The following is an 11,940-nucleotide window of genomic DNA, read 5'->3' as shown; positions in this document are numbered from 1 at the left end:
TATGTCTCTGCCTATGCCTTCTTACTTCGAAACGTCCTGGCCGAAGTATTTCTTGGAGATCTTGTCATAGGTGCCGTCAGCCTTGATATCGGCCAGCGCCTTGTTGATCGCAGCAAGCAGCTCCGGCTCGCCCTTGCGGATGATGACGGCGGAGAAATCGGCATTGGCCTGCTGGGCGACGATCTTCACCGGCGCGTCGGGCTTGTGCTTCTTGAAATCGAGGAAGGAAAGGCTGTCGTTGATCGTGGCGTCGGCGCGGCCGGTCAGCACGAGCTGGATCGACTGGTCGAAACCGTCGGTACCGACGAGTTCGGCGCCGGATTCGGTTGCGAGCTTGCCGAAGTTGCTGGTCAGCGACTGTGCGGCTTTCTTACCCTTGAGATCGGCGAAATCCTTGATATCGGTATTGCTGTCCTTGACGATCAGCACGGCCTTGGAAGCGATATAGGGCTCGGAGAAGTCATACTTCTTCTTGCGCGCTTCGGTGACGCCGACTTCGTTGATGACGGCGTCGTAACGGTTGGCGTCGAGACCGGCGATCAGGCCATCCCACTTGCCTTCCAGAAACTGCACCTTGACGCCGAGCTTGGCGGCAATCGCCTCGGCGATCTCGACATCGAAGCCGGTCAGCTTGCCGCTCTCGTCATGAAAGGTGAAGGGCGCGTAGGTCCCTTCCGTGCCGACCTTGAATACGCCGGCCGACTGGATCGCCTTGAGGTTTTCGCCGGCATGGGCGGGGAGCAGGAACGCAGCCTGCACGAGGGCGGCGGCGGCAACAGTCTTCAACCAGTTCATCGTTCTCTTCCGTTTCTGGAGCGGTTTCATTCAATGTCGCATACATCGCAGAAAAATTGCATCGCGAAAGCGTAGAAAACTGCGAGATAAATGGGCAATTGCGAATATTTTTCTCAAAGAACGGCGGACCGAGCCATCAAGAGAGGCGAGGCTTCCATCTCGGTCGATAATTGCTGACCAATGTGGCAGTGCAGCATAGTGACAATTCTCGATGTTGCCCTACCTTTCCAAATGTTGCTCCATCTTTCTCAATGTTGCCTGTTGCAGCATCTGGTTGTGTCTTTGGTGCGGCATTATTCATGCAGGGCATGCGCGCTATCAATGTCTCCAGTCGGTTTGCCGGAAGACGCGGGCGGCAATCAAAATGCGTTTCTATTAGGAATTGCAGTGCAGGAATTGATCTGACACAGCCCGAAGAGGTGACGAATTGCCCATCATTGCGCGCTGGCGGCCTTGGCCGGTTCGTGAGCTTCACGTCGTGGCTGCGTCAATTCTTCTGAGCGTGTCTGTATTCATGCCGACCTTTGCGGCGGAAATGATCGAGCGGCCGTCGAAATGGGTCGGCCGCGTTGCGGCCAGCGATGCGGCTTTTGGCTGGCCCGGCAGCGGTTTTGCGCTGCGTTTCGAAGGCACTTCGCTCTCGGCTACCCTCGTTGATACCGGACAAAACAGCCTGGAGATCGAATTGGACGGTGTTCCCCAGCGCCTTGATCTGCAGACGGGGCAACACCGATATCAGCTTGCCGATGGTTTGCAGCGAGGCGTCCATAGCGTTCGCGCGACGCGCCGTACCGAAGGATGGATTGGCGATACCACATTCGTTTCGGCCGAAACCGACGGGTCGTTCCTTCCAGCGGAGGCATCGACCGAAGAGATGGTGGCAATAGGAGACTCCATCACTGCAGGCTACGGCGTCGAGGGTGTCGGTCCTGGATGCAAATTCACTCCCGGAACTGAAAATCAATATCTGACATATGCCGCTCTCGCCGCGCGTAGCCTTGGGATGGAGCTTACGACGCTCGCGGTTTCGGGAATCGGCCTTTCGCGTGCTCGCAAGGGCACGAAAACCATGCTTGACGTCATCGACAATGGGACGCTGTTGAGAAGCGGTGCGCCCGGTCTTCCTGACGAGCGCGTTTCCACGGTCGTCATCAATCTGGGGACGAACGATTTTTCGGACGGCAAGAATCCCGACGATTTCGGCGGGGAATATGCCAAGCTTCTCTCCAAGCTCAGATATCAATTTCCAAAAGCGTATTTCTATGCCGCGCTCGGGCCGATGATGCCTCAGAAGGATTTCGATACGGCCGAGAAAGCAATCAAGGCCGTCGTCCAGACGAGCGTCGCGAAAGGCGAAAGCCGCCTCCGATATCTGAATTTACGCGTTAAACCGAAGGATTTTGGATGCAACTGGCATCCAAGCCGCAGCACCCAGGCGGCGATGGCGGATGTGTTGGAACAAGCAATCAAAGCGGATCGAGGCCGTCATGGTTAACGAGCAGGTGCTTTCCATTCCGCGGTCAAACTCGAAACAGCTGGACTCCCTCCAGTTTCTCCGGTTTGTGGCCGCCTTCTCCGTTGTTCTCTTTCATTTCGGACGCACTCTCGTGCTCGAGTACCAAGTCGATCGCAATTATTTCGACATGGGTGCGGCCGGCGTCGACATTTTCTTCGTTCTGAGCGGCTTCATCATCAGTTATTCCTCCGATCCGGGACGCGGGCTTGTCTATTTCGCACGCAAGCGCGTTGCGAGAATAGTTCCGCTTTATTGGTTGCTGACGCTGGTGATCGTCTTGATCGCGCTCGTGAAGCCCAACCTGCTCAATTCGACTGTGGTGACCGTCGACACGGTCATCAAATCTCTACTTTTCATCCCTTATCAGAAAAGCGGGGGCGCCGTACAACCGATCCTTTTCCTGGGCTGGACGCTTTGTTACGAGGTGTTTTTCTACCTGATCTACGGCGCCTGCCTGATCTTTGGCGCCAGGGCAAGCTGGTTCGCCTCCGCAGCCATCTTCTTCCTGATCGCGCTGCATGCGATTTGGCCCGCGGGATCTATCGAATGGCGTTTCTATACAAATCCGATATTGATCGAATTCGTTCTCGGCATGATGCTTCACAAGGCATATTCGGCTTACAGCGCCATCAGGAGCGGATCGAATGTCGCCGCCTTTGTGCTCGTTCTCCTGGCATGCGTGGCTTACTTCTTCATCGTGACACTCGCCGGCCCCAGTCTCTTTGCCTCAAGTCTCTTTGCGGTCCTCTTCGTCTCGGGCTTCCTGCTCATGCGGCTGCCGTCCGGGAAACTTTGGGCCATTCTGGTTCTGCTGGGAGATGCGTCCTACTCGCTCTATCTCGTTCATCCCTACACGTTTCAGCTTCCGGTTAAATTGCTGGGCAAGCACCTCTCCCTGGCCGTTGTGACGGGAATTTTGACGCTGGTCACGCTTTGCACGATCGGGATCTCGGTGGTGCTTCTTAAGTTCTTCGAGCGGCCGATGCAGGCTCTTCTGATGCGGCGGCCGAAACCCATCGAGCCGACTGTCGCTCCGGTGGGGTAAAACCCAGCGTCTCGCTGCGGGTCGGCGACCATCAAGCCGCGGCCGTTCGACGCTTCATTCGTTCGCTGATAATGATGATGAAGCCGGCGCTGAGGATTAGGATAGCGCCGATGAAGGTGTTGGCGCCGGGGATGTCGCCCCAGATGAGGTAGCCGAGCAGGAAGGCCCAGACGAGGGAGGTGTATTCGAACGGTGCCAGCACCGAGACGGGTGCCTGGCGCATGCCTTCGAAGAGGGCGAGCTGACCGGCGCCGGCGATGATGCCGGTCAAGGCGAGCAGGACGATCTGGAGCGGCGTCGGCGTGTGCCAGTGGATGATCGCCATGCCGGCGGTCAGGATGATGAACATGATGTTGGAGACGGCCATCTGGATATGGCTCTTCTCGTGCAGCGCCGTCTTGCGTAGGAGCACCATGCCGCATGCCCAGAGGACGGCGGCCTGCAGCGCCAGATAGACCGGCCAGGAAATCGACAGCCCCACGGGATTGGAGGCGATCACCACGCCGCAAAAGCCGACGCCGACCGCCATCCAGCGGGCGAAGGTGACCTTTTCGCGCAGCACGATGGTTGCCAGAATCGTGCCGACGATCGGAGCGGCGTAGTAGAGCGTCGTTACCTCGGCGAGCTGCAGATAGGACGCCGCCGAATAATAGGAAATCCAGGCGATCAGGATGATGATGCTGCGCACGATCATCGGCTTGATGATCGGCGAGCGCGCCACCTTATGGACGAGCGAAGGCCCTTCGAAGACGAAGCAGCCGGCAAGAATGGTGCAGCTTCGGATGAACAGGACCTGCCAGACGGGAATGGAGGCGACGAGCAGCTTCACCGCCGAATCGTGGGCGGTGAACAGCATGTAGGCAAACACCGTAAGCAGGATGCCATAGCCGATGGAGTTTTTCACGGGGATGCACCAGAGGATGACCCGGCTTGGGCCGACCGAAGAATCTTTCAGGTCTCAACCGATAGGAGCCTACTTTTTCGGCGTCAATAGAACATTTTGTCGATGGCGTGCACATGTGAATGATTTATTCGGGTTGTGGTGTCTTTGCCTCCGCTTTAACAGACGGAGATGAAATGTGACCGCTTCGACTTTTTCGATCGTTGAGATTTCAATCGATTTAAATAGACTGCGGCGCAAATTTGGAGGAATTTTCATGGACAACGGGACGAGAATGGAGGGCTTGAAGGAGCGTAGGAGCCCGTTTTTCACCAAATCGCGTGCTGCGGTGTCGCTGGTGTTTCTCATGAACGGCTTCATGGTCGGATGCTGGGCACCGAAAATTCCCGAATTCGCCGAGCGGCTGCAACTGACGAAATTCGAGCTCGGCCTGATGATCCTCATCTTCGGCGTCGGCTCCCTCGTCATGATGCCGCTCGCCGGCGCGCAGATCGCCGTGCGCGGCTCGCGCGTCGTCGTGCAGGCCTTTGCTGTGCTGCTGCTGCCGATGATCCTGGCGCTGACGCTGGCGCCGAATGTCTGGACGGCGGCGATCGCGCTTTTTCTCTTCGGCGGTTTCATCGGCGCCATGGATGTGGCCATGAATGCCAATGCCGTCTCGGTCGAAAAATCCATGCGCCGGGCGATCATGTCCTCCTGCCATGCCTTCTGGAGCCTGGGCGGCCTTTTGGGCGCGGCGATCGGCGGGCTGCTGATTTCGCGCTGGGGCATTCTCGGCCATGCCGAAGCCTCGACTGCGATCGCCGTGCTTTTCCTCGCCATTGCCTGGCCTATGGTGCTTGGCGATCAACCGCATCATGATGAGGCCAAGCCGAAGGCAAAGCTGCCGATGATCCCGCTGCCCTGGCTGCTCGGCATCGTCGCGCTCTTCTGCATGGTACCGGAAGGCGCGGTTCTGGATTGGAGCGCGCTCTATCTCAGCCAGGAAAAGGGCGCCTCAGTGGCGCTCTCCGGCTTCGGCTACGCCGCTTTCTCCGCCACCATGGCGACCATGCGTTTTGCCGGCGATTTCGTCCGCGATTGGCTAGGGGCCGTCAGGACGCTGCGGGTCTGCACGGTCTTCGCCATCGTTGGCATGCTGGCGGCGGCGCTGGCGCCGAACGCGGAAATCGCCATTCTCGGCTTTGCGCTCTGCGGCATCGGCATTTCCAACATGGTGCCGATCGCCTTTTCGGCTGCCGGCAATATTCCGGGCCTGCAGCCGGGCATCGCCATTTCGGTCGTCACGACGCTCGGCTATTCCGGTATGCTGGTTGCGCCGTCGGCGATAGGCTTTGCCGCCGAGCATGTCGGCTTCTCGCCAGTCCTGATGGCGCTACCGGTGCTGCTGCTTGTGGTGCTGGCATTGTCATCGCTGGCGCGCTACGCCGACGGCATCGGGGGCGCCAAGCACTAATTTCGTCGCTTTTGCCCGGTAACGGTTGAGGTCAGTCCGATCAAAAGAGATTGTCGTGGCGGTTGACAACGACCGCTGCGTGATCCACCTGAAAGATACCCATTTTCGAGGCCTGCGAGAGCTTTCCATGTCGTCCGCCACCGATTTCGATCCGAAACCGCGCCGTTCCTCCGTTGCCGTCGATGTCGGCGGCGTGATCGTTGGCGGCGGTGCCCCCGTCGTCGTGCAGTCCATGACCAATACCGACACGGCAGATATCGATTCGACCGTCGCCCAGGTCGCCGCCCTCTACAAAGCCGGCTCGGAACTCGTGCGCATCACCGTCGATCGCGATGAAAGCGCTGCCGCCGTGCCGAAGATCCGCGAGCGGCTGCTGAGCCTCGGCATGGACGTGCCGCTGATCGGCGATTTCCATTATATCGGCCACAAGCTGCTCGCCGATCATCCGGCTTGCGCCGAGGCGCTGGCGAAATATCGCATCAATCCCGGCAATGTCGGCTTCAAGGACAAGAAGGACAAGCAGTTCGCCGAAATCATCGAGATGGCGATCCGCTACGACAAGCCGGTGCGCATCGGCGTCAATTGGGGCTCGCTCGATCAGGATCTTCTGACCGCGCTGATGGACAAGAATGCGGCGGAAGGTTCGCCGCTCTCGGCCCGGCAAGTGACGCGCGAGACCATCGTACAGTCTGCGCTGATTTCGGCGAGTCTCGCGGAAGATATCGGCCTCCCGCGCAACCGCATCATCCTCTCGGCCAAGGTCAGTCAGGTACAGGATCTCATCGCCGTCTACTCCATGCTGTCGGAGCGTTCCGACCATGCGCTGCATCTCGGGCTCACCGAGGCCGGCATGGGCTCGAAGGGCATCGTCGCCTCGTCCGCCGCCATGGGCTATGTGCTGCAGCATGGCATCGGCGACACGATCCGCGTTTCGCTGACGCCGGAACCGAATGGCGACCGTACCCGTGAAGTGCAGGTGGCGCAGGAACTGCTGCAGGTCATGGGCTTCCGTCAGTTCATCCCCGTGGTTGCGGCATGTCCCGGCTGCGGCCGAACGACGTCGACGGTCTTCCAGGAACTGGCGCAGAACATCCAGAACGATATCCGCAAGAACATGCCGGTCTGGCGCGAGAAATATCCGGGCGTGGAAGCTCTGAACGTCGCTGTCATGGGCTGCATCGTCAACGGTCCGGGCGAAAGCAAGCATGCCGACATCGGCATTTCGCTGCCCGGAACCGGCGAGACGCCGGCCGCGCCGGTGTTCATCGATGGTCAAAAGGCCATGACCCTGCGCGGCCCGAACATCGCCTCGGACTTCGAGGCACTGGTGACCGACTATATCGAAAAGCGATTCGGTCGGAAGAACGTCGCGGCGGAGTGATCCGCCGCTTAAAGCCGAGGCTGATTAGATATTGCTCGTCAGCAGCTTGATGCCGGCAAAGCAATAGAAGCCGGCCATGGCGCCCTCGATCCAGCGGCGGGCATTGCGATATACTTTGAGCGCATGCGATGTCGAAAATAGGATCGCATAGCCCATAAACGCCAGAAAACCCGTCGTGCCGCAGACGACGATGATCAGCACCGCTACGGAAGCGGGCGCGCCCTGCGGCATGCCGAGCGCGATGATGGCGAGCCATGCGAAGATCGCCTTGGGATTGGTCACGTGGATGCCGTAGCCACGCAGGATCAGCGATTTGAAGCTAGGCGCCTTCTGTTCCATCTTGGCTGTTTGCAGCTCGCCATGGGCGCGTACGGCACGGAATGCCTTGTAAGCGAGATAGAGCAGATAGATGCCACCGAAGATCTTCAGAACTTCCAGCGCCATCGCATAGGTTTGCAGTAGCGTCGCAAGGCCTGCCGCTGCGGCAATCGCCCAGGTCATTGATCCCCCGAAAATCCCGAGCGAAATCGTCATGCCGGCTTTGCGGCCATGGGTCATCGAGGTGCCGATGATGGCCATGATGGCGGGGCCAGGGCTAACGACGGCAATGATGTAGGCGATATAGGCCGGCAGGATCTGCGGAAGATAGGCAAGGGTTTCGTGCATGGAAGATTTCCCGGGGATGTCGGCCGTCGCGGAGAATTCAGCGTCTAAAGGCTAATACGGAACGGGACTGTGTCATAGATTGCGGCCGAAATCACCCGGCGCAGTTATGGATTCTTGTGATGGTGACATTTCAAGGCTGAATGAATGGCCATGGCTGAACGTGGCCATGGGCCGTTAGCCGCTGCCGAGCGGCTGGCTCACCCTCATGCAACACAATTGACGGTATTTCGGAATCAGCTCTTGCGGTTCGCGATGAAGCGGGCGGTTTCCGTCAGGATGCCTGCCTTGTCGCCATAGCCAGACAGCAGGTCAGCCGCTTCCTTCACCAGCCTCGCGAGCGTCGTTTCGGCCCATTCCTGCCCGTGTAGAGCGACCAGCGTGCCCTTGCCACGGGCGGCATCCTTGCCGGTTGCCTTGCCCATGGTGACGGCATCGGCGGTGAGGTCGAGAAGATCGTCTGCGAGCTGGAAGGCAAGGCCGATCTTTTCACCGAAGATCCGCAGGCGCTTGCGGTCTTCGGCCGAAGCACCAGCGATGATGGCGCCGGCCTCGCAGGCAAAGCGGATCAGCGCGCCCGTCTTCATCGCCTGCAGCGTGGTGATACCCTTTTCGTCGGGCGCTTCCTTCTCGGCCGCGAGATCAAGCGCCTGGCCGCCGGCCATGCCGCCGATGCCAGCTGCGCGCGACAGCGCCAGCACGAGCGCCATTTTCCGATCCGCCGGCAGCTCCGTCTCGGGGGCGGCGATGATGTCGAAAGCGTAGGTCAGCAGGCTGTCGCCCGCCAGGATTGCGGTCGCGTAATCGAAGGCGATATGCACCGTCGGCTGGCCGCGTCGCAGATCATCGTCGTCCATCGCGGGCAGGTCGTCATGGACGAGGGAATAGCAGTGCACGCATTCGAGTGCGGCACCGACCCTCAGTGCCGCCTCGGCATCGCCGCCGAGAAGGGCCGCCGATTCCATGACCAGGAAGGGCCGCAGCCGCTTGCCGCCGTTCAGTACGCCGTGGCGCATCGCGCTCAGCAGCCTGTCGGGGCGGGTGATCTCGTCATGGAGGCTGGTGTCGGCCAGCAGCCGGGTCAGCAGTGCTTCGGTCCTACCGGCATTGACCTTGAGGCGTTGTTCGAATGAGGTATCGGTGCTGTCCATGGCCGCTGTTTGGCATGAGAGGCGGTTGCTGGCAACGAGAATTGTCAACAGCCAGGGGGGGAATTGCGTCGCACTCTGGTCATCGCTTTGCGTAGACGGTATGACGAATGCAGCATCAGAGCGTTTCCCGGATACATCAAGGCGTGCCGGGATGGAGCGATCGTGGACGTCAGGCATTTGGACATATCGACGGACAGTGAGGAGGAGGAAGCCGAGGTGCCGCGACGCTCCTCCCTGTTGGCACGCTTCAGGGACCGTCCGTTCTGGCAGCGCATCGTCCTCGTCCTGATCGGCTTTTTGCTGCTCCCCTATGTCTTCATCGTCTTCTACCTGCTGCCGTTCATCCATCCTGTCTCAACCCTGATGATAGGTGATGCCGTCACCTTTCAGGGATATGACCGCCGCTGGGTCCCGCTGGAGAAAATCGCGCCGGTGCTGGTGAAATCCGTCATGGTCTCGGAAGACGGTCAGTTCTGCTTTCACGGCGGCGTCGATTGGGGGGAGATGCGGGTTCTCGTCGAGGAAACGCTGAGCGGCAAATCCACCCGCGGCGGCAGCACGATCCCGATGCAGACGGTGAAGAACCTGTTTTTGTGGAACGGCCGCTCCTTCGTGCGCAAGACGCTGGAATTGCCTTTGGCGGTCTCCGCCTCGGCCGTGTGGTCGAAACGCCGGATGATGGAAATCTATCTGAATGTTGCCGAATGGGGACCGGGCATTTACGGCATCGAGGCGGCGGCACGCTATCATTTCAAGGTCCCGGCCTCCAAGCTTACGGCACGTCAGGCGGCGCTTCTTGCCGTCTCGCTTCCCAATCCGATCGATCGGGTGGCAAGCAAGCCGGGACGAGGCCTCAGCCAACTCGCCTCGCTCATCCAGCGCCGCGCACGCAATGCCGACGCATATATCAAATGCCTTTATGACTGATATCAGAACTTGTCGTTCGATCGGCTTGTCGTCATCTGGCATCCTTGGCCGTGACGTAAGGGCGGGTTTGAATCATTTCAAATAATTCTTTCCCTTCGGATTCCGGCGCTGAAAAGGAAACAATGATCGTGGACAAGCTCACTCTCTATATCGGCAACAAGAACTATTCGTCCTGGTCGTTTCGACCTTGGCTTGCTCTTGAAGGGTGCGGCATTCCTTTTGAAGAGGTGCTGATACCTTTCGATTTTCCAGGTGGAAATCCGCGCATTCGTGAGGTGTCGCCGACGGGCAAGGTGCCGATGCTGGTTCACGGTGGTTTCAAGGTATGGGAATCCTTCGCCATCATTGAATATGCGGCCGAGCTTTTCCCGGATGCCGGACTTCTGCCGAGGGATCGCCAGGCGCGTGCGTTGGCGCGATCCTACAGCATGGAGATGATTTCGGGCTTCAGTGCCCTGCGTAACAGTTGCCCGATGAACATGCGCCGTCCGATCGCGCGCCGCGAGCTGCCAGATGCGGTGACGACGGATGTGGAGCGCATCGAAACAATCTGGCGCGAGGCGAGAGCCGTTTCAGGTGGGCCTTTCCTGTTCGGGAGCTTTTCCGGCGCGGATGCCATGTTTGCCCCTGTTGTCAGCCGCTTAGAGCGGTACGACATTGCGGTTGCGGCGGATACGCGGGACTATATGGCTGTTATGAAGGCGCTGCCTGCCTGGCAAAAATGGGAGGAAGCGGCATTGCAGGAAACATGGACCGTGCCGGAGGATGAGGACTGATTCGGCCTCGAATATCCTCGAATCTGGCGCGGCCGGCAAAAAATGCTATTAGGGACTGGTCAAAGCCCGGCAAGCCATGTATAAGCCCGCCCAATTTCCGAAATTGATGCATGTCTGTTTCGGCCGCCTTGCTGGCCGTGGACATGTTTCGTCCGTACATGGAGTAACGAGAATGGCTGTACCGAAGAGAAAAACGAGCCCGTCCAAGCGCGGTATGCGCCGCTCTGCTGACGCCCTGAAGGCTCCGACCTACGTCGAAGACAAGAACTCCGGCGAACTGCGTCGTCCGCACCACATCGACCTGAAGACCGGCATGTATCGCGGCCGTCAGGTTCTGACGCCGAAGGAAAGCGCATAATCTAGCGCTGCCTTAATGGCATGGATGAAAAGGCTGGCGGTTCGCCGGCCTTTTTGGTTTTGATCGGGGGTGCTGAAGTGGATTATACGGGTGGGAAAAACGCCGCCTCACGGTATGGTGCGGCTCTGATATCCCCCTCTGTCCCTTTCGGGACATCTCCCCCAAAAAAAGGGTGAGATTATCGGGAGCATGCTGCCCGCTCTCACCAAACCGATAACTGTAGTTCCGCGGATTCGATATCCGCTTGAGGCGCGAGGATTCAGCAAGTTACCAATCTCCCTCCTTGTGGCGGAGATGTCACGTCAGTGACGGAGGGGGGTAAAACTCTCCAAGAATTCACGAGCGCGTTGCCATGCATCAAAGGCTATCTAGCTTGTTCTGCATGGCGCGGAGCTGTTCCTTCAATTCGTCGATGTCCTTGGCTTCGGCCTTGCGACTTTCCTTGGCCGGCGGCTTCATGAAGGGTGAGAACATCTGCATGGCCTGCTGGAACATCTCGGTGTTACGGCGGACCTGTTCCTCGACCATCTGCATGGGCAGTTGAAGATTCTTGCCGAGCGGCGTTTCGCCGAATGCGCGATTGATCTGCTCGCGCATTTGCGTCTGCTGCTCGGTAAAGGCGCGCATCGAATGCTCGAGGAAGCTCGGCACTACCATCTGCATCTGGTCGCCGTAATAGCCGATCAGCTGCCGGAGGAAGGAAATCGGCAGTAGCGTGTTGCCGGTCTTCGATTCCTGTTCAAAAATGATCTGTGTCAGGACCGAATGCGTAATATCTTCACCGCTCTTGGCGTCCTGGACGATGAATTCCTCGCCCTTCTTCACCATCTCCGCCAGGTCGTCCAGCGTCACATAGGTGCTGGTGCCGGTATTGTATAGGCGGCGATTGGCATATTTCTTAATTACGATCTGGCCCTCATTTTTTGCCATTATCAGTCTCCTGGCCCCGTCTGATTGTATGGAAAATTCCT

General features: G+C 58.8%; 12 protein-coding genes. 7 read left to right on the top strand and 5 right to left on the bottom strand.

Features of this window, described 5'->3' with window-relative positions:
• Positions 1-21: 21 nt before the first annotated feature.
• Positions 22-795, bottom strand: a complete 774-nt coding sequence (locus AC13QY_RS20470) for an amino acid ABC transporter substrate-binding protein (RefSeq protein WP_113389774.1) — start codon at positions 793-795, stop codon at positions 22-24.
• 427 nt (positions 796-1,222) lie between these two features.
• On the opposite strand from AC13QY_RS20470, the gene AC13QY_RS20465 reads away from it, so the two are divergent.
• Together AC13QY_RS20465 and AC13QY_RS20460 are read left to right on the top strand one after the other, a co-directional pair.
• Complete coding sequence (locus AC13QY_RS20465; protein WP_488493894.1) at positions 1,223-2,290, top strand: SGNH/GDSL hydrolase family protein; 1,068 nt, start codon at positions 1,223-1,225, stop codon at positions 2,288-2,290.
• Positions 2,244-3,356 (top strand): acyltransferase family protein, encoded by a 1,113-nt coding sequence (locus AC13QY_RS20460; protein WP_488493893.1) that lies wholly within the window; start codon positions 2,244-2,246, stop codon positions 3,354-3,356. The genes AC13QY_RS20465 and AC13QY_RS20460 overlap by 47 nt, the downstream gene beginning before the upstream one ends.
• A gap of 31 nt (positions 3,357-3,387) precedes the next feature.
• Here the strand turns inward: AC13QY_RS20460 and AC13QY_RS20455 are convergent, their stop codons facing one another.
• Positions 3,388-4,260 (bottom strand): DMT family transporter, encoded by an 873-nt coding sequence (locus tag AC13QY_RS20455; protein ID WP_113331445.1) that lies wholly within the window; start codon positions 4,258-4,260, stop codon positions 3,388-3,390.
• Positions 4,261-4,513: 253 nt separating this feature from the next.
• Here AC13QY_RS20455 and AC13QY_RS20450 point away from each other — a divergent pair, with 253 nt between their 5' ends.
• Both AC13QY_RS20450 and ispG read left to right on the top strand, forming a co-directional pair.
• Positions 4,514-5,713, top strand: a complete 1,200-nt coding sequence (locus AC13QY_RS20450; protein ID WP_488493892.1) for an MFS transporter — start codon at positions 4,514-4,516, stop codon at positions 5,711-5,713.
• Between the two features lie 127 nt (positions 5,714-5,840).
• Entirely contained in the window at positions 5,841-7,094 is a 1,254-nt protein-coding gene (ispG, locus tag AC13QY_RS20445) for a flavodoxin-dependent (E)-4-hydroxy-3-methylbut-2-enyl-diphosphate synthase (protein ID WP_152094488.1), read from the top strand.
• Positions 7,095-7,118: 24 nt separating this feature from the next.
• Here the strand turns inward: ispG and AC13QY_RS20440 are convergent, their stop codons facing one another.
• The gene (locus tag AC13QY_RS20440; protein ID WP_113352728.1) at positions 7,119-7,760 is read right to left on the bottom strand and encodes a LysE family translocator; all 642 of its coding nucleotides are present in this window, start codon (positions 7,758-7,760) and stop codon (positions 7,119-7,121) included.
• 233 nt (positions 7,761-7,993) lie between these two features.
• Complete coding sequence (locus AC13QY_RS20435; protein ID WP_113352727.1) at positions 7,994-8,908, bottom strand: polyprenyl synthetase family protein; 915 nt, start codon at positions 8,906-8,908, stop codon at positions 7,994-7,996.
• A 177-nt stretch (positions 8,909-9,085) separates the two neighbouring features.
• Between AC13QY_RS20435 and mtgA the strand changes: the two genes are divergently transcribed.
• The 3 genes from mtgA to rpmF all read left to right on the top strand — a co-directional run bounded on the left by mtgA (position 9,086) and on the right by rpmF (position 10,969).
• A complete protein-coding gene (gene mtgA, locus AC13QY_RS20430; RefSeq protein WP_162748824.1) occupies positions 9,086-9,835 on the top strand; it encodes a monofunctional biosynthetic peptidoglycan transglycosylase in 750 nt (249 codons plus the stop codon).
• Positions 9,836-9,963: 128 nt separating this feature from the next.
• On the top strand, positions 9,964-10,611 hold the full coding sequence (locus tag AC13QY_RS20425) for a glutathione S-transferase family protein (protein WP_113352896.1): 648 nt from the start codon (positions 9,964-9,966) through the stop codon (positions 10,609-10,611).
• A gap of 172 nt (positions 10,612-10,783) precedes the next feature.
• Positions 10,784-10,969 (top strand): 50S ribosomal protein L32, encoded by a 186-nt coding sequence (gene rpmF / locus AC13QY_RS20420; protein ID WP_003543812.1) that lies wholly within the window; start codon positions 10,784-10,786, stop codon positions 10,967-10,969.
• A 357-nt stretch (positions 10,970-11,326) separates the two neighbouring features.
• On the opposite strand, the gene phaR is transcribed toward rpmF, so the two are convergent.
• A complete protein-coding gene (gene phaR, locus AC13QY_RS20415; protein WP_069611531.1) occupies positions 11,327-11,899 on the bottom strand; it encodes a polyhydroxyalkanoate synthesis repressor PhaR in 573 nt (190 codons plus the stop codon).
• Positions 11,900-11,940 lie beyond the last annotated feature (41 nt).

The sequence above is a fragment of the Martinezella sp. CNPSo 3795 genome (genome assembly GCF_057784475.1).
The sequence above is the reverse complement of the archived record's forward strand: the minus strand, read 5'-3'. Positions and strand labels throughout refer to the sequence as shown.